Source organism: Vibrio sp. 1580 (assembly GCF_033340055.1).
Genome location: NZ_JAWOVT010000006.1, coordinates 1 through 19320 on the forward strand (window position 1 = coordinate 1; position 19320 = coordinate 19320).

General features: G+C 46.0%; 14 protein-coding genes. 7 read left to right on the forward strand and 7 right to left on the reverse strand.

Going from position 1 to position 19320, the window contains the following annotated elements:
- Window positions 1-53 precede the first annotated feature (53 nt).
- Window positions 54-524, reverse strand: coding sequence for a hypothetical protein (locus R7093_RS10950; RefSeq protein ID WP_065274154.1), 471 nt, complete (start codon window positions 522-524; stop codon window positions 54-56).
- Window positions 525-1165: 641 nt separating this feature from the next.
- Here R7093_RS10950 and R7093_RS10955 point away from each other — a divergent pair.
- Window positions 1166-1969: a MetQ/NlpA family ABC transporter substrate-binding protein gene (locus R7093_RS10955; protein ID WP_017633488.1), complete on the forward strand. Its 804-nt coding sequence runs from the start codon at window positions 1166-1168 to the stop codon at window positions 1967-1969.
- Window positions 1970-2063: 94 nt separating this feature from the next.
- On the opposite strand, the gene R7093_RS10960 is transcribed toward R7093_RS10955, so the two are convergent.
- The gene (locus R7093_RS10960; protein WP_005383040.1) at window positions 2064-2339 is read right to left on the reverse strand and encodes a hypothetical protein; all 276 of its coding nucleotides are present in this window, start codon (window positions 2337-2339) and stop codon (window positions 2064-2066) included.
- 223 nt (window positions 2340-2562) lie between these two features.
- Window positions 2563-3282 carry an SIMPL domain-containing protein gene (locus R7093_RS10965; RefSeq protein ID WP_005379714.1) on the reverse strand — a complete coding sequence of 240 codons (720 nt, stop codon included), beginning with the start codon at window positions 3280-3282 and terminating at the stop codon, window positions 2563-2565.
- Between the two features lie 233 nt (window positions 3283-3515).
- Between R7093_RS10965 and R7093_RS10970 the strand changes: the two genes are divergently transcribed.
- The 5 genes from R7093_RS10970 to dhaR all read left to right on the forward strand — a co-directional run bounded on the left by R7093_RS10970 (window position 3516) and on the right by dhaR (window position 11776).
- Window positions 3516-5267 carry a lysophospholipid acyltransferase family protein gene (locus tag R7093_RS10970; RefSeq protein ID WP_238842881.1) on the forward strand — a complete coding sequence of 584 codons (1752 nt, stop codon included), beginning with the start codon at window positions 3516-3518 and terminating at the stop codon, window positions 5265-5267.
- Window positions 5268-5875: 608 nt separating this feature from the next.
- On the forward strand, window positions 5876-7828 hold the full coding sequence (locus tag R7093_RS10975) for a PTS mannitol transporter subunit IICBA (protein WP_033906054.1): 1953 nt from the start codon (window positions 5876-5878) through the stop codon (window positions 7826-7828).
- A 111-nt stretch (window positions 7829-7939) separates the two neighbouring features.
- Window positions 7940-9088: a mannitol-1-phosphate 5-dehydrogenase gene (locus R7093_RS10980; protein WP_062730758.1), complete on the forward strand. Its 1149-nt coding sequence runs from the start codon at window positions 7940-7942 to the stop codon at window positions 9086-9088.
- An 86-nt stretch (window positions 9089-9174) separates the two neighbouring features.
- Window positions 9175-9705, forward strand: coding sequence for an MltR family transcriptional regulator (locus tag R7093_RS10985; protein ID WP_005379708.1), 531 nt, complete (start codon window positions 9175-9177; stop codon window positions 9703-9705).
- 145 nt (window positions 9706-9850) lie between these two features.
- Entirely contained in the window at window positions 9851-11776 is a 1926-nt protein-coding gene (dhaR, locus tag R7093_RS10990) for a dihydroxyacetone kinase operon transcriptional regulator DhaR (RefSeq protein ID WP_064353603.1), read from the forward strand.
- Window positions 11777-11856: 80 nt separating this feature from the next.
- On the opposite strand, the gene ptsP is transcribed toward dhaR, so the two are convergent.
- From ptsP to dhaK, 3 genes are read right to left on the reverse strand one after another with little or no spacing between them, the layout of a single operon-like run.
- Window positions 11857-14256, reverse strand: coding sequence for a phosphoenolpyruvate--protein phosphotransferase (ptsP, locus tag R7093_RS10995; protein ID WP_064353602.1), 2400 nt, complete (start codon window positions 14254-14256; stop codon window positions 11857-11859).
- Between the two features lies 1 nt (window position 14257).
- The gene (gene dhaL, locus R7093_RS11000) at window positions 14258-14893 is read right to left on the reverse strand and encodes a dihydroxyacetone kinase subunit DhaL (RefSeq protein ID WP_064353601.1); all 636 of its coding nucleotides are present in this window, start codon (window positions 14891-14893) and stop codon (window positions 14258-14260) included.
- A gap of 15 nt (window positions 14894-14908) precedes the next feature.
- Window positions 14909-15967 carry a dihydroxyacetone kinase subunit DhaK gene (gene dhaK / locus R7093_RS11005; RefSeq protein WP_064353600.1) on the reverse strand — a complete coding sequence of 353 codons (1059 nt, stop codon included), beginning with the start codon at window positions 15965-15967 and terminating at the stop codon, window positions 14909-14911.
- Between the two features lie 353 nt (window positions 15968-16320).
- On the opposite strand from dhaK, the gene R7093_RS11010 reads away from it, so the two are divergent.
- A complete protein-coding gene (locus R7093_RS11010) occupies window positions 16321-17403 on the forward strand; it encodes a glycerol dehydrogenase (protein ID WP_005379703.1) in 1083 nt (360 codons plus the stop codon).
- Window positions 17404-17487: 84 nt separating this feature from the next.
- Here the strand turns inward: R7093_RS11010 and glmS are convergent, their stop codons facing one another.
- Window positions 17488-19320 carry a glutamine--fructose-6-phosphate transaminase (isomerizing) gene (gene glmS, locus R7093_RS11015; protein ID WP_033906046.1) on the reverse strand — a complete coding sequence of 611 codons (1833 nt, stop codon included), beginning with the start codon at window positions 19318-19320 and terminating at the stop codon, window positions 17488-17490.

The window sequence follows — 19320 nt, forward strand, 5'->3', positions numbered from 1 at the left end:
AGTGATTGCTGTCGGCGTCGTCGAAACGACGTCAACGACGATAAATGGAAGGGTTATTTTGTTTTCTTGTCTGCGAGTGCTAACAGCTCTGCTTTTAGCTGTTGGTATTCGTCGCCTAGTACGTGAAGATAAATTGATGATTCGGACTTTTGGGCTAGACCTAAGTCTCTAACTATTGAGGCGCAAAACCCTAGGTTGTTAGCTGAACCTGAGGGATATAGGGATTTATAGACCTGACTTTTCCACGAGGTGTCACCTTGAGATTCGATCAACTGGAATAGTTCGTTAAGTGGAACCCAGTGTTTTGAATGCAATCCTGCCCCGCCACTTTGTCCGGCAATACGAAAGTAGAGCTGCTCGTCCTCATTATGTTGAGCAATTTCATAGAGGACTTTTCCTTGGGCCTTTGCCCCTAGTTTTGAGGCTTCACCTGTTTTGAGAATGGTAGAGAATGGATTGTCTACTGATGTGGTTTTAGATGTGTCAACTCCTGCATTCTTCCTGCTGTTTTTGGCTTGGTTCATAGAAACTCCTTTATATGTCGAACTGGAAAGAAGAGTACTCGCACCGGACTAATCCAGTAAAAGTTATTACAATTCAATAATATAAATTCGATTTTCAGCTTAATACGACTAGGAGTTTTTCCTGTCTTCTCCGGTACCGTTCCTGTCTTTCCAACACAGTTTTCTACATTTTCTCGACGGTGGCGGCGGTGATATAGGTTCGGCGGATTTCCCGTTGTCGACGTCAGAGAAATCATGCGGGTAATCAGGTGATGTGATTTTGCTGGTGGATATGGGCGTGATTCGGGGCAGGGTTTCTATGTTGATTGTGCAGTGATATTGCGTCAGACCTTCGCTCATAATCGATTGGTCCGCAGTTCAAGTCTGCGAGGGGCCACCATATTCCGAAAGGCGTAGCAGGTTAATACCTACTACGCTTTTTTTGTATCTTATATCTTTGGGTACAGTTTCGGTTGCGGTAACTCGTCACTAACCTCGTAATAGCTTTTCCTCTTCCCCTTTTCTTTAACCCTTATCTGGCTTTCTATATGTAGCAATGAAACAAAATGTCCGCTCGTGATTTAAACCATTGACCCTCAGACAACTTCTGATAGGATGGACATACAAACGTATGGACGTCTAAAACAAAAAATGGAGCTACAATGAAAAGTATTGGTCACTTAAAGAAACTAGCTTTGATTCTCACGGCAGTAGTCGGCTTAAGCGCTTGTGGAGAAAAAGATGACTCTGTCATTAAAGTGGGCGCGACAGTTGGACCACATGCACAAGTAGTCGAGGCGGTAGCGAAGGAGGCAGCAAAGCAAGGTTTGAATGTCGAAGTCATTGAGTTTTCTGACTACGTGACACCTAATGCCGCTCTTAGCGATGGTAGCATCGATATTAATAGCTATCAGCACCAGCCATTTTTAGACAACTTCAACAGTAGCCATAACGCCCAATTAGTATCAATTGGTCAGTCCATTCTTATGCGTATGGGGCTTTATTCCAATAAGTATCGCTCACTGCAAGAGCTTCCAAACAATGCACGTATAGCGCTTCCAAATGACCCTACCAACGGTGGTCGTGGTCTGTTGCTACTCGCCGATGCAGGTTTAATTGAGCTGAAACAGGGTGTTGGCCATAAAGCCGCCCTAACTGATATCACAAAAAACGCAAAATCATTTGAATTTGTCGAGGTAGATGCCGCTCAGCTACCAAGAACATTAGATGATGTGGACGCGGCTGCGATTACAATGAACTACGTAATGTCTTCTGGTTTAGATCCGAAGAAACAAAGTATCTATCTTGAAGCAAAAGACGCCCCATTAGCAGTCATGGTCATCGCCACTCGTGACGCAGACAAAAATAATGAAGCGTATAAAAAGTTCGTTTCTATTTATCAATCTCAAGCGATTCGTGATTATCTCGATCGTACGTTCAAAGGCACAATCGAAGCAGCTTTTTAATCAATAAAGCAGCGAATACTTTGCCCACGAATCAGATAGAAAAGAGGCTAATGTTTTCTCATAGCCTCTTCTTTTCATTACTCACTAAATCGACTCATTGTCGACTTTCAGCCTCTAACTTCATTGCCAAATAAGCTTGGTCAGCAGAAACCAATTCAGGACGGTTAATCAACTTCCAGAGGAAGTATGGTGGGATTAAAAATACGATGAAGTAGAGTGATTCATGGAAGAAAACATCGGCTATCGTTTGCTGATGCTCCCAAAGTGCCGTCAGTGCGAAGAGCTCTAACATCACGCCTAATACGCCAAAGACGACAGAGACAACAATCGCTAAACCCAGTAGTTCTCTAATAAAGTGCTTGTATGCCATGATACTAATTCCTTCTAGCAATAAGTCATACTAACTTACGCTCATAAGAAACAAGTGAGCTTGATTATTATCAAACTCACCTCATCACTGTTAAGAACTTAGTTTTATAAAAAAGTACTTGTATATAGCGTCATCGAAGACTGATTTCCCTATCACAGAGCATAGATACCTCTACAAATAGAAGGTGATGGAACGACCAACTATTGACTATATGAGCGCAACTTTAATCAGATAAGTAATATTGAACCGTCGATACCACTCGTACTTTCTTAATGTAAGGCGTGTTGCTGTCTCGGTCATAAATCGAGAACTGCCCTTGAGTTGCACGTTTGATCTTACCCAGTGAACTCTGTGAGTCTTTCGCAAATTTCTCAGCCACTTCACGCGCATTCTTAGTCGCTTCTTCGATCATGTCTGGCTTCACATCATTCAGCTTAGTAAAGCTGTACTCAACACGATTTGCATAAGGATCTTGGTTAAGCAAAACGCCTTGCTTTCCTAGCTCACCTATTTCATTGATTGCCGCTCGAACAACATCAACACTCTGGCTATAAACCGTAACGGTTCGCGAGGCCAAATAACGATACTCAATGTCTTGCTCGCTCCCATATTGCTGTGCTTTTCTGTCAATGACCGCTGGGGAAGAAAGGGAAACGCTGGTTTCAGGAAGCCCTTTGGCACTTAGAAAGTCCAAAATCAAACGGGTTTGCTGGTCAATTTCATCAAACATGGCTCCCATATCATTACTCGCTAGAGTAAATTGAATCGGCCAAATCACCGTATCAGCAGGATACTCACGCTCCGACAAACCTTTTACTGTCACGACTCTTTCATAGGCTCGGTATTTCACCGCCGTCTGCTGCATAAAATAGCCAAGGATGCCAAGACCAAGTATCAAACTTAGCCCAATCCAAAGTGCTGCTTTATTGGAAACTCGTTCCATTATTTCCCCCTGATAAATATCAACTTAGCTTAATCTTTGTTCTAGATAAGATAGCCTATCTATTGTTTTAAGAGGGAGACATAACGCGAGTTTTGATTCATAGCACAGTGATATACCGTTTTCTTTAGTCAATAAAGCTTCATTGGTTTGTCACCAAAGGCTCATGCTTTTGCCTCTTAACTGTCATCTGTAATTTCTACTATCCAATCAGCAACTTGTACGCTGAGGTAAATATGGATAGTTCAACCCCTTTTCGTCTCCCTCGTAAAACGCCGTTTGGCATTGGTGAAAACGTTGCTGAATGGGCAACCGGTTTAAACCAACTTGATAAGTTCTACGCCCAACGCCCCGTTAATGCCGATACCAAAACTTTTCTCCGCTTCACGCTGGATATCTTAGGTATCGATTATCGCATTGCTCATGGTTCACTCGACTCAGTACCTAAACAAGGAGCTACCGTCATTGTGGCGAACCACCCGCTTGGTTGTGTGGAAGGCGTCATCTTGGCCGAACTCTTGTTGATGGTACGAGACGATATCCAAATTCTAGCCAATCAATACCTGAAAACCGTACCAGAGTTAGATCAGCTCTTCATTGGTGTCGATGTGTTTGAAGGCAGAGACGCCGTCAAATCGAATATGAAGGCCCTCAGAGCGGCTAATAAACACCTCGCAAGTGGCGGCTTATTGCTTGTCTTTCCTGCCGGTGAGGTTTCCCAGTTAGTCGATGCCAAACAGCAACGCTTGGAAGACAAAGCGTGGAGTCGAAGCGTAAGTAGCCTGATCCGCAAAAACAAAGCAACGACAGTTCCAGTATTCATCAGTGGTCAGAACTCGAAACGCTTCTATATGGCAGGGAAAATCCATCCACTTTTGCGTACCCTAATGCTCGGGCGGGAGCTACTGAACAAACATGCACAAACCATCAACTTGTCTTTTGGCCAAGCGATTAAATTCAAAGAGCTCAACACACTTAACGATGATCAAGTGGTGAACTATTTGCGGCTCAACACTTACTTGCTCAATCGTGAAACCCAATCAGTTAAGCCTTCTTCTTCATCAGAACTGCTCTCTCCAATAGCGGCAGGGTTACCCGTAGGCGAATTGCTTGAAGAGCTGAACAACTTACCAAAAGAGTCCAAGCTGCTAACAAGTGGTGAGTTCGATGTTTACTGCACGGAGTCGCAGAGTATCCCTTCCCTACTGCATGAAATTGGTCGCCTACGTGAGCTCAATTTCCGACAAGTTGGCGAAGGGACTGGACTAGCAATAGACATTGACCATTTCGATCATGATTACCTGCATCTGTTTGTGTGGGACAGAGAGAACCAATGCTTGGTGGGCGCGTATCGTTTAGGTCTGGTTGATCAACTGATTGAAAAGCGCGGCGTAGCAGGTCTGTATTCACGAACGTTGTTTAACTATGACCAACGCTTTATCGACCAAATGGGTAAATCCATTGAGATGGGGCGCTCTGTGATTGCACAGCAATATCAAAAGAGCATGAGCGCGCTACTGCTGCTGTGGAAAGGCATCGCAACGTTCGTTCATCAAAACCCAGATTACACTCACCTATTTGGTCCGGTAAGCATTAGCAACGACTATAGTGATACTGCACGTCAATTACTGGCTCAATCAATGACACTGCACCACTACGATAACAACTGCGCAGAGTATGTCACACCTTCTAACCCACTTCCTGAGCACCACCGTGACTGGAACACCAGCATGCTCACTGCTCTGGGTGATTTACAGCTATTGTCACGTGTCATTGCCAGAATCGATGAAGGGAAAGGAGTGCCCGTTTTGCTGCGTCAGTACTTAAGCCTCAATGGCAAGCTGGTATGCTTCAACGTCGACCCTGCATTCAATAACGCTCTAGATGGATTGATTATGGTGGATTTGCGCGATGTTCAAGAAAAGACGTTGGCAAGGTATATGGGACGCGAGCAAGCTCATGACTACCTCGTCTATCATACTAAATAGCAACGATGATTAAGAACAGTGATTAAATAGAGAGTTGGGAATCACAAGAAGAACCGTGTGGCGACTCTCTTTATTTACCCTTTCATCAACTAATTAGGCGTGCTCCGTGAAGTGCGCCGAAAAGACTCTCATAGATACAATCTATCGAAAGATCTAGATAGCATTTATCTCACCAATTCCGTCACAAACTTTCACAAAAAACAAAAACAGATCCAGGTCACACTTTAAATCCACCACAACTCAACACAAAACGTGACATTGATCATTACAAGTATTTAATTCGAATTTCAAAAAAAATCAAAAGTGATCAAAGTCACAAAGTATTTTGATTTTAAATTTGTCAGAAGATCGGATTGATCACTAAGATTTTTATTGACAGATTTAAAAGTGGCTTTTTGTTATTAAGTTACAAGTTAATAAGTTGAACTTGGTCACTTAAAAACCGTTTCTCAGCCTAAGAAATGCGGGCGTAGATCACGAAAAACCCGTTGTCAGTTCCAATTGGAAAATGTGTGGTAAATTGATTGGGTACTAAGCAATCAAACAAACGGTTTTGGCGAACCGTTTACTACAACAAGATTCATCAGAACATCGAACGGGGAATTGTTATGATATCACCAGATGCCAAGATCAAGATACAAAATTTTGGTCGTTTTCTGTCAAACATGGTAATGCCAAACATCGGCGCGTTTATCGCGTGGGGCTTTATCACTGCTCTATTTATCCCAACTGGATGGCTACCAAACGAAACGTTAGCCTCTATGGTTGGCCCAATGATTACCTACTTGCTGCCACTACTTATCGGTTACACCGGTGGTAAATTAGTTGGTGGCGATCGTGGTGCGGTAGTCGGTGCAATCACAACAATGGGTGTGATTGTCGGCACCGACATCCCAATGTTTATGGGGGCAATGATGGTCGGCCCAATGGGCGGCTGGGCTATCAAGAAATTCGATAACTACATCGATGGTAAAGTAAAAAGTGGCTTCGAGATGTTGGTTAACAACTTCTCTGCGGGCATCATCGGCATGCTATGTGCGATCCTTGCCTTCATCTTTATCGGTCCATTCGTAAAAATTCTTTCTGGTGGCTTGGCAGCTGGCGTTAACTTCCTAGTTTCTGCTCACCTACTACCACTGACTTCAATCTTCGTTGAACCTGCGAAGATCCTGTTCCTAAACAATGCGATCAACCACGGTATTTTCTCTCCACTGGGTATCCAACAAGCGTCTGAAACAGGTCAATCGATCTTCTTCCTAATCGAAGCAAACCCAGGTCCTGGTCTAGGTATCCTGCTAGCTTACATGGTGTTTGGTAAAGGTACGGCTCGTCAAACGGCAGGTGGTGCATCAATCATCCACTTCTTCGGCGGTATCCACGAGATTTACTTCCCATACATCCTAATGAACCCTCGCCTAATCCTTGCGGCTATCGCAGGTGGTATGACTGGCGTATTCGTTCTAACTATCTTTAACGCAGGTATCGTTTCTCCAGCATCACCAGGTTCAATCTTTGCAATCTTGTTGATGACTCAGAAAGGCTCAATCGTTGGTGTTCTAGCGTCTATCGCAGCAGCAACAGGCGTGTCATTCGCCGTAGCAGCACTGCTAATGAAGACGCAAACGTCAACAGAAGAAGACGGTGATGAAGCAGCACTAGAAAAAGCAACATCACAAATGAAAGACATGAAATCTGCATCTAAAAACGATGCGGTGGTAAACAACCAAAGCAAAGGTGACGTAGACCTAGCGACAGTACAAAGCATCATTGTCGCTTGTGATGCGGGCATGGGCTCGAGTGCAATGGGCGCGAGCATGCTACGCAAAAAGGTTCAAGACGCAGGTCTGAACATCCACGTAACCAACCTTGCCATTAACAGCTTACCAGAGAGTGCAGATATCGTGATTACTCATAAAGACTTAACGGATCGTGCACGTAAGCATGCTCCAAACGCACACCACATTTCATTGACTAACTTCCTAGACAGCGAGATGTACAACCAGCTAGTCACCAAACTACTAGCAGCGCAAAACCAATCCGCAGCCAATGACGACCAAATGGTAAAAGTTTCGCTCGTGGCAGCAAACGACGACAACTTCGAGCCACAGCAAACGTCGGTGTTCCAAATCCAGCGTGAAAACATTCACCTAGGTTTGAAAGCTGCCAACAAAGAAGAAGCGATTCGCTTCGCGGGTAACAAGTTGGTCGAACTTGGCTACGCAGAACCAGAATACGTAGACGCGATGTTTGAGCGTGAAGCATTGGTTCCAACTTACCTAGGCGAATCTATCGCAGTGCCTCACGGCACGGTAGAAGCGAAAGACCGCGTGAAGAAAACCGGCATTGTAATCTGCCAATACCCATCGGGTATCCAATTTACTGAAGACGACGATGATGTAGCGAAACTGGTTATCGGCATTGCCGCTAAGAACGATGAGCACATCCAGGTGATTACCACCATTACGAACGCGCTCGATGAGCCGGAGGCAATTGAGAAGCTAACCAGCACCAACGATGTGGAAGAGATTCTAAACATCCTTGGCGGTCAACAAGCGGCTTAATTACCCCTTTAATTTGCTCCTGAGGCAAATGAGGTCAGCTGTCACCCCCTATGCGGTTGGCCTCCCCCTAGTTTCGTAAGTCAACATTTTAGACATTGGTAGGTAAGAATTATGAAAAACGCAGTTCATTTTGGCGCAGGTAACATTGGTCGTGGCTTCATCGGAAAACTCTTAGCAGATGCAGAAGTCGAGGTCACATTTGCAGACGTTGACGCTCCACTCGTCGACCAACTGAGTCACAAGCAAGAATACAAAGTAAAAGTGGTCGGTACTGAGTGCCAAATCGACACAGTAACTCACGTCACCGCGGTAAACTCAGCCAGTGAAGATGTCATCGACCGCATTGTAAAAACCGACTTGGTAACAACAGCGGTTGGCCCTAACGTACTGGACATCATTGCAAAAACCATCGCTACCGGCATTGCTAAACGCTTTGCAGCAGGTAACGATAAACCATTGAACATCATAGCGTGTGAAAACATGGTTCGCGGCACCACACACCTAAAAGGTGAAGTGTACAAACACTTGGATGAATCATTGCACGCGAAAGCAGACGAACTGGTTGGCTTTGTCGATTCAGCGGTAGACCGTATCGTCCCACCAGCAGAAGCAGCGAACGATGACCCACTAGAAGTGACGGTAGAGAGCTTTAGCGAATGGATTGTGGATGAGCAGCAATTCAAGGGCGAAATCCCTGACATCGCAGGCATGGAAAGAACCAATAACCTAATGGCGTTTGTAGAGCGTAAGCTCTTCACCCTCAATACAGGTCACTGCATTACCGCTTACCTAGGTTGCTTGAAAGGCCATCGTACCATTCGTGAAGCAATTGAAGACCCAAGCATTCACGCTGAAGTAAAACAGGCGATGCAAGAGAGTGGTGAAGTGCTGATCAAACGTTACGGCTTCGACCGTGACATGCACAACGCCTACATCGAGAAGATTTTAGGACGCTTTGCCAACCCTTATTTAGTTGATGAAGTTGATCGTGTTGGTCGCCAACCAATTCGTAAATTAGGTGCAAACGATAGATTAGTGAAGCCTTTACTCGGTACAATTGAGTATGGCACTGAAAATCAAACACTTTTGAAAGGCATTGCCGCTGCGTTGAAGTACACTAACGACACTGACCCACAAGCCGTAGAGCTACAAAACTCATTAAAAGAAGTGGGTGTGAAGAAGACGCTAGCGACATACACAGGTCTTGCAGAAGACAGTGCTGAAGTGGCTCAAATCGAGACACTTTACAACCAACTTTGATTTACCTAGGGGAGCTCGGCTCCCCTTCTATGTCCTTCTCTGCTTGAAGAGTTGGGATAGCTAATAATTAGAAATGTATTCAGTATATGGCAGATAACATCAACGAAACCGAGATCATTGAGCGATTAAACAGCGCACCATCGGTACGAGGCTTTTTCATTGCAGCAGTCGACGTTTTTAACGATTCGATCGACGGGTTGGTGCAAAGAATCTTTCGTAAAGATAACTTCGCTGTTCAATCAGTTGTCGGTCCGCTGCTACAAGACTCTGGACCGCTGGGCGATCTGTCTGTTCGTTTGAAGTTATTGTTTGGCTTGGGAGTGCTCCCCGATGACATTTACCACGACATCGAAGACATCATCAAACTCAAAAACCAACTCAATAGTGACGCTTCAGATTACGAATTCACTGACCCGAATATTCTAGAACCAATTAAGAAACTGCACTTGGTGAAGAAAATGGGCATGGTACAACTGGAAGTCAGCGAACCAGATGACGACATCGACCTTGAGTTTTATCAGCTACAACTGCAACGTCAACAACAAATCATTAAGTCAGGGCTCTCACTTGCCATTGTCGAGATTTGCAATGAGCTCGGCAAAGACAGCCCTTTTTAATCGAAAAACTGGCACGGAAGCCTCCTCAACTCGCCCCCCTTTTTGCACATTCTTCTATACAACGTGCGTGAAAGCCATCACAGTCCATATTCCGATGTCTCTGTAACATCAGACCAATCTATCGCTAGTATTGAAACGGTATCGCATGCTTTCAATCGAAGACACTAAAACTAAGTGGGAGTTTTTCCAGAAACACCACTGGGTATCTCCAGAATTTTCCCGCACTCCCGTCCTCGAGTCGTGGGAGCGTTGCATAAAGCAATGCAGCCCTTACACCTGGTCAAAACCACATATTGCTTCTGGATTTACCTTCTCATCTCTAATGAAGCGCAACGAATATCTCATCGAATGCGCCACGACCGTGCTTGAAGATACGTACGATATGCTTGGTGACGAAGACCTGGTATTGATGGTGACTGACGGCAACGGCTGCGTTCTATCTGTTGTGGGACATAACTCAATGCAACAAGAGATGCAGGCGCTCGGTATTAAACAAGGCTGTTTTCTCTCCGAAGGAAAGATAGGCACAAATGCAGTCAATCTCTGTATCAACACTCATATCCCGTGTGAAGTTTTTGCTGCCGAACATTTCAATCGCCACTTGCACTCTTATGCCTCTGTAGCGGCGCCTGTTTTTGACCAATTTGGCAAATTACGCGGTACAACATGCCTTTTCAGAAAAGCGGAAAGCTATAAGAAAGAAGACTTAGTCATCATCGCGTCGAGCGCGAAAGAAGTCAGCTTGCAAATCCACATTCAGTCGGAACAAGAAAACATGAACCGCCTCACTTGTGCGCATAACGCAACGTTAGAGTGCATGGATGACGGCCTTCTGGCCTGGGATGAAGAGAGCCGTATAACCATGGTAAATCACCAGTCCGAGCGCTTGTTAAACATTAAAGCCAGTCAGGTCTTGGATAAAGAAGTCTTTTCTGTTTTGCGCTTCCCACCGAATGTCCTTACTAGTATTGAGTCAGGTGCGAGCATAAACCGTAAACTCACAACGGTAGAGGTTCGTGGCGAGTTTGTTGAAGCGATCATCACCTTGCGTCCACTCAACGACGGCACACACTTATTGTTCTTGCACCCTATCGATAAAATTCGCGAACTTGCTCAACAACAAATAGGTGGCAGTGCGCGCTATACGTTCAGCACTTTGCCTGTCATTTCACGAAAAATGAAGCATGTCATTACCGTTGCAAAACGGGCCATAAAGTCCAAATCACCGATTCTAATTACGGGTGAAGAAGGTGTAGGAAAAGCCACTCTCGCCATGGCGATCCATAACGAAAGCACTTACAAAGAAGGGCCGTTCATTACGCTCAACTGCCGCTCCATCAATACAGAGCAACTGGTCAAAGAAACTCTGGGGTATGACGAAGGGCAAGGCATGCCTTCAAAGTTTGAGCTCGCCCATGGCGGTACGCTCTTTTTAGAAAAGGTGGAATATCTGTCGCCCGATTTACAAGCCGTGCTACTTAAGTTGTTAAAAACTGGGCTCGTCAGCCGCAGCGACAGTTTGCGATTGATCCCCGTAGATTTTCAACTTATTACCAGCACCGCTTCAGAGATCAGCGAGTATGTCACTCAGCGCTCATTTGGTCGGCAACTTTATTATGAAATCTCCTCGAACGAGCTGCATATTCCGCCACTACGAAAGCGTAAAGAAGACATTGAATTTCTCGTCCAGCAACTTATCAGCCATTATGAACGCCGCCACAATGTGACGATCTCGATAGAGCCAGTCGCACTGGAAGCGTTGATGAATTTTCGTTGGTCAGGCAACAACTCTGAATTAAGAAATCGAACTGAGCGAATTTTGCTTAACCGCAGTTCCAACTTAATCAAGCTGAACGATATTCCTGAAGACATTAAACTGAATTCTCGCCATACCGCAGAAAATACGCCAGTAATCACGTTAGAAGAAGCCGAGAGAAGAGCGATTGTTCAGGCTTGGAATCAGTGTGATGGCAAAATGCATGATATGGCGAAAGCATTGCAAATTGGCCGCACGACCTTATGGAGAAAAATTAATAAGTTTGGGCTGCAGGAGCAAATGAAGCTGTATTAAGTCGTGAATTGGCGTTCCTATAACAAAAGTAAAACCGGCGTAAGCACGCCGGTACAGGTGTACTAACGATAAGGTATCGATTAAACATCGACAGACAACTGACGAATCTGCGCTTTTAGTCCCGGTAGCATGCTCGAACTGGCGCTGAATTTTCGCAACCCCACGCGAAGCAATGTTTCTGTGGCATTTGGATCGCCAGCCATCTCACCACACATACTAACCGGTATGCCCGCGCAATCGCCTGCTGCACACGTGAGCTCAATGGCTTTTAGTACCGATGGTTCAAAGTAGTTCACCAATTCAGCAACAGCGGCGTTACCTCGATCGGCGGCCATAACATATTGAGTCAAATCATTGGTGCCGATAGAGAAAAAGTCGACTTCTTGGGCTAACGCATCAGCATTTAACACCGCGGCTGGTACCTCAATCATAATACCAACGGGCAAATGAGTCGCATCCAAGCCGAGTTGGTTTGCTTGATGCGCCAACAGCACTTTTACTTTTCTCACTTCTTCAACCTGAGCCACCATCGGTATCATCAATTGAATATTCGGTTGCTCGTGAAAGGCTCTCAGAATGGCTCGAAGTTGAGCGGTAAACAATGACTCATGTTGAAGGCACAACCGCACCCCTCTCAAACCTAAAAATGGATTATCTTCTGCTGGCATAGGATAAGCGGCTAAAGGCTTATCACCGCCAACATCTAGACTACGAATCGTAAGTGGCTTATCACCAAGTGCGGCAGCAATATCACGATACACTTGGTATTGCGCTTCCTCAGTTGGCAACTCATCACTGTTTTGAAATAGAAACTCAGTCCGGAATAGACCAACGCCCTCAGCTCCTGATGTTAGTGCATCATCAATATCTTTCGGTCCACCAATATTGGCGAATACTGGAATATGGACACCATCACAGGTGACTGCGGCTTGCTGAGCACTCGCTAGCGCACTTTGTCGGGTGCTTTGCCACTCAATTTGTTGCGCTTCTAATTCCTGCTGTACGGCATCTGAAGGAGAGAACCATAAATGCCCTCGAAAGCCATCAATAGTCACCACTTGACCAGCACGCACAGCATCAAGGCAGCCCTGAGCTTTAACGATGGCAGGAATCCCCATCGCACGAGCAAGAATCGCACTGTGAGAGGTTTTCCCTCCCTCACTCAAACAGATACCAAGCACTTTCGATTTATCAAGCCCGGCCACATCAGAAGGCATCAGGTCGCGGGCCAACAAAATACTCGGTTCCTGAATGTCGATGGCATTAGGCGTTACGCCTGTCATTTCGACCATAACTTGGCGTGCGATATCATGCACATCTGCTTCGCGTTCCCGCATGTACTGACTTTCTGCCTGGCGAAACTCTTCGGCCAACGTTTGCAGTGATTCTACCCAAGCTTGCTCGGCTATCATGCCCGTTTGAATTCGCGACTCGACCGATGCCCATAATTCTGGGTCACTGAGCATCATGCTATGAGCGGAAAATATTTCCCCTTTCGGCTGCTTCGCTTGCTCCTGCAAATGTTGAACAACCACGCCTATCGCACGCTTAACCCGTTCAATTTCATCTTGTTCACTTTGGAAATCACGTTCAGGCACTGCTGGCATTTCATGAGTAAAAAGGACAGCAGGAGCAGTAGCGATACCGTCATTGACTCGAATACCAACAACAGCACCTTCAATCTGATTTGAGGCCATGCCATCGAGCAGAGTATCCGAGCTTTCTTCAGGTTCGACAATGCCTTGCTCAACCGCCTCTTTTTCTCCGAAGTGCTCACTAGCTAAGGCTTCAAATGCCTTGATTGCTTCACTGGATTGAGAGCCGAGTGCGCACAGCGTGATCGTCTCTTGACTACGAACGCCAAGTTTCGCAATGCTGTTCAAGCTTTTCGCGTTCACACGGCGCTCGCCTTTTTTCAACCATAATTGACAGTCGAAAGGCGCGAGTGCACCAACAATGGCCGCAGCGGGACGAGCATGTAATCCATGCGGATTTTGCACTACCCAATCAAATGTCCGTTCTTGCTCAAAGTTCTCTGATACTGGCGCTATCTCAGCGGATGTTAGTGGCTGATCACCAAGATGCTCTTGTTTTACGCTTAACGCATTCTGTGCCTCTTCGACTACCGTCGATAAAGGTAGTCCGGCAGCAGCAGCCACCGACGCCGCCATGGTTCCTTCAACAATAGGTGCCGAGATAAGGGTGACATTTTCCCTCACATGATCATCAATCAGGTCCAGAGCCATTTCCGTGCTAAGCAACGCGCTGCCAAGATCCATCAACACAACAACCCCTTGTTGATCTTGTACCTGCTCAATCGCTTCCATCACGGCAATGGCATCGGTTCCGATCGGGTTCTCTGGATCATCAATCCCAGCAGCAATCGCAAGCTTGGCTTTGCCTTGCGTCATTTGGGTGGCAAGTTCTGCCACCCCTTCTGCAAGTCGACGACTATGAGATACAACTACAATTCCCACCATCTTAATTACCTGCTATTACCTGCTGGAGTGCTTTAATCATTAACAAAGAAGAGGTTGCACCGGGATCTTGGTGACCAATACTACGTTCCCCCAGATAGCTTGCTCGCCCTTTTTTCGCCAACATTTCAATCGTGGCAACCGCGCTCGTTTCTGCTAGCTCAACCATTTCATTCAGTAAGTGATCGGCGCTCATACCATTTTCTAACGACGCCTTCACGCTAACTAAAACGGGTAACCAAACATCACACATGGTTTTATCACCCAGCTCTGCTTTACCACGAGACACCACGCCATCCACACCGCTTTTTAGTGCATCCACCAACTCTTCAAACGTTAATTGCTCTCGGGCTCCGACAGCGGCGGCCGTGCGAATAAACAGCGTGCCATACAGAGGGCCACTTGCCCCACCGACACTAGAAAGCAAGGTCATGCCCGTATTCTTGAGAATGCTGCCGATATTTTGGTCCGCAAATTGCGGCAGTTTTTCCGCGACTTTTTTAAAGCCACGGTTCATATTGAGACCGTGGTCTGCGTCACCAATATCACGATCAAGGTCGGTCAGAAAATCTTGATTCTCTTGATACGTTTTTGCACATAACTCTAGCCAGTGAACGATATGTTGTTTTTCAATTTGCATGTTTGCTCCCCCCTGTTACCACTTGATCGCGGCCGTATCGACAGGAGCATCAAACAGCTCCAACATCTCTTTGTCTGCCTTCAGCAACGTAATCGAAACGCCTTCCATATCGAGTGACGTACAGAAGTTACCAACCATATTACGCACGATACGGAACCCTGCTTGCTCGCAGTTATGAGCCAGACGGCGGTACACTCCGTAAAGCTCTGAAGTTGGCGTACCACCCATACCATTCACCATCACGATGTAGTTGTGTTCAGCGGCGAAAGGCTCAATGCTGGACTCCACTTCATCCCATTCACCTTCGTCACGATTCCAAATACGCAATGTGCGCTGATAAGGCGTGTTTTCAGCAACTTCAGCAAACATTTCATCCACTAACGTATCGACATCGGTGTATTTCACTCGCTTGATACCTGGTTCACCATGGATACCAACACCAAACTCCACTTCATCATCTTCCAGAACAAAAGATGGTTTACCTGCTGCGGGTACAACACAAGCATTAAGCGCCACGCCAAATGAACGACAGTGATTATTAACGCGACGAGCCAGTGCTTCACATTGCTCCAACGAATAACCTTTGCTCGCGGCAGCCCCAACTAACTTTTCAACCAATACCGTTCCAGCTACGCCACGGCGACCAGCGGTATACAGGCTGTCTTTGACTGCAACATCGTCATCCACCAACACCGACCCAACTTTGATGCCATCGGTATGAAGCAGCTCCACAGCCGTTTCAAAGTTCAACACGTCTCCGGTGTAGTTTTTAATGATAAATAGCACGCCTTCACCAGTATTCACTTGGTTGCCACATTCGTACATTTGATCTGGCGTTGGTGAAGTAAATACCTCTCCAGGGCAGGCGCCTGTCAGCATGCCTTTACCAATAAAACCTGCGTGCAAAGGTTCATGACCACAGCCACCACCAGAAACCAGTGCCACTTGCCCCGGTGTTTCCTCGTGCCACATGTAACGAGGTTCGTAGTTCGCTTTTAGCTCTGGGCGAGATAAAGCCAGACCTTCCATTTGCTGCAATACAACATCATCAACTTGGTTAATTAACTTTTTCATCGTTCTATCTCATTCCATTTATATTTTTATGTAGGGTATGAATTCATCTTAAACAGAGAAAATGCGTGCTCAACAAAAATCAATCCGTTTCATATTGAAACAAAAACTTCGGCATTATTGTTTCAATATGAAACGAAAAACGACAAATTTTCCTGAATAGTGATCGTCGCCATAAAGCATGCTGATTCTTATTACTTCTGGCAGTCGGTTTGACACAGAGGTCATAAAAGCATGGAACAAAACCAGAGATATCCTTCACCACTTACCACACCAAACCTAATATAAACCTTATCCCTACAATGGATATTCATTGCAGTCCAAAACACACATAAAAAAGGTTAAAGGTTTGAATTATGGACAAAATTATTATCAGCCCAAGCAAATACGTCCAAGGTGAACAAGTACTTACATCTATCGCTCACTATGTGAAAACATTGGGTGAACGTCCGTTAGTAATTGCCGATGAGTTCGTGACTAACCTGGTTGGTGATGACGTCAAACAAAGTTTTGCTGACGAAAAGCTTCCACTCACTATGAACATTTTTGGTGGCGAATGTTCACGCGTTGAGATTGAACGCATCACGGACATTTGTGCCACTCAAAAACACGATGTCATTGTCGGTATTGGTGGTGGTAAAACGTTAGATACAGCAAAGGCTGTTGCGTTTTACACAAAAATTCCTGTCGTGGTGGTTCCTACGATTGCCTCGACTGATGCGCCAACCTCAGCGCTTGCGGTGATATACACACCTGAAGGTGAATTTGCAGAATATTTGATGATCCCTAAAAACCCAGACATGGTCATCATGGATACGTCAGTCATCGCCAAAGCCCCTGTTCGCTTACTTGTATCGGGGATGGGCGACGCGCTTTCCACCTACTTTGAAGCTCGTGCCAACATGACTTCTGGTAAGGCAACAATGGCTGGTGGGTTAGCGACGCGTTCAGCACAAGCGCTTGCGAAACTTTGCTATGAAACCTTGCTTGAAGATGGTGTAAAAGCAAAAGCTGCAGTAGAAAATGGTGTGAGCACCAAAGCGGTAGAAAACATTATTGAAGCCAATACATACCTTAGCGGTATCGGTTTTGAAAGCAGTGGTCTAGCGGGTGCTCACGCTATTCATAACGGCCTAACTAAGCTTGAAGAGTGTCATCATCTCTATCATGGTGAGAAAGTCGCGTTCGGCACACTAGTTCAGCTGGTACTAGAAAACGCAGCGATGGAAGAGATTAATACGGTTCTTGCATTCTGCCGCTCTGTAGGTCTACCAACCAACTTATTTGATATGGGCGTTAAAGAGCTTAACCACGCTAAGTTGCGCGAGGTCGCCGAAGCCTCAACGGCCGAGGGAGAAACCATCCACAATATGCCATTCCCAGTGACGGCAGAAAATGTCTACTCTGCAATTCTAACCGCTCACCAGTTGGGTCAATAACTCACAAACCTTAAAATGGGTTTAAATAAAAAAGCGGCACATACTCTCGCATGTGCCGCTCAGGATTTTTGCTGTTAAGCGTAATTACTCAACCGTTACCGCTTTCGCTAGGTTACGTGGTTGGTCTACGTCCGTACCTTTGATCAGTGCTACGTAGTAAGACAGCAATTGCATTGGGATGGTGTAGTAGATCGCCGCCGTGATTTCACTAACGTGAGGCATCGTGATGATCTTCATTGTTTCATCGCCTTCGAAGCCTGCGTCTGCATCTGCGAATACATACAGAAGACCGCCACGCGCACGTACTTCCTCAACGTTTGATTTTAGCTTTTCAAGTAGGTCGTTGCTTGGTGCAACCACAACAACAGGCATGTCAGCATCAATCAGCGCAAGAGGACCGTGTTTTAGTTCACCCGCCGCGTACGCTTCTGCGTGGATGTAAGAGATCTCTTTCAGTTTTAGAGACGCTTCCATCGCGATTGGGTAGAACTCGCCACGGCCTAGGAACAATGTGTGGTGCTTGTCTGCAAAATCCGTTGCTAGTGCTTCAATTTCTTTCTCGAAAGAAAGTGCCGCGTTGATTTGCTTAGGAAGTGCATGCAGCGCTTCAACAATCTCTTTTTCTTTCTCTTTGCTGATGCGGCCTTGCTCTTTACCTAGTGCTGTTACCAGCATAAGTAGTGCAGAAAGCTGAGTCGTGAACGCTTTGGTTGAAGCCACGCCGATTTCGACGCCAGCGCGAGTCATGAATGCAAAATCTGATTCACGAACCAGAGAAGAGCCTGCTACGTTACAAATGGTCATCGCCGCCATATAACCTTTCTCTTTCGCAAGACGAAGTGCTGCTAACGTATCTGCAGTTTCACCAGACTGAGACAACGTAATAAGAAGGCTGTTTGGACGAGTCACAAACTTGCGGTAACGGAACTCAGACGCGATTTCTACATCACAGCTAACGCCAGCAATGTCTTCAAACCAGTAACGCGCTGTCATACCTGCGTTGTAAGACGTACCACACGCGACGATTTGTACGTGTTCTACTTTGCTTAGAATGTCTGCCGCGTGCACACCGATCGCGTCTGTCACAACAGAGTCTGCCGTGATACGACCTTCCATTGTGTTGATCAACGCTTTAGGTTGCTCATAGATTTCTTTTTGCATGAAGTGACGGTATTGGCCTTTATCACCTGCATCATGCTCTGCGTTAGATTCAACAATTTCACGCTCAACTGGCTCACCCGTTGCATCAAACACAGTGACTTCACGGCGAGTAATTTCTGCTACGTCCCCTTCTTCTAGGTACATGAAACGGCGCGTAACGTTAAGTAATGCAAGTTGGTCAGACGCTAGGAAGTTTTCACCTACACCAAAACCGATCACGATCGGGCTGCCTGAACGCGCTACTACGATGCGTGAAGGATCTTTGCGATCCAACGCTACCGTGCCGTATGCGCCTTCAAGTTGTTTTGCTGTTTTTTGTACCGCTTCTAATAGCGTTTCTGAAGTACGAAGTTCCCACTCAACCATGTGTGCGATAACTTCTGTATCCGTTTGCGATTCAAACACGTAGCCACGAGATTGAAGCAGCTCACGCAGCTCTTCATGGTTTTCGATGATGCCGTTATGGACAACTGCGATATCACCAGACATGTGTGGGTGAGCATTGATTTCAGAAGGTTCACCGTGCGTCGCCCAACGAGTGTGCGCAATGCCAGTTCCGCCGATCACTTTTGCTTCTTCTACTGCATCAGCCAATTCTTGTACTTTACCCAAGCGACGAACGCGCGTTAGGTTTGATTCGCCATCAACAACCGCAACGCCAGCAGAGTCGTAACCGCGGTACTCTAAGCGGCGTAGACCTTCAACCAAAATTTCTGCAACATCTCGTTGTGCTACTGCACCTACGATTCCACACAT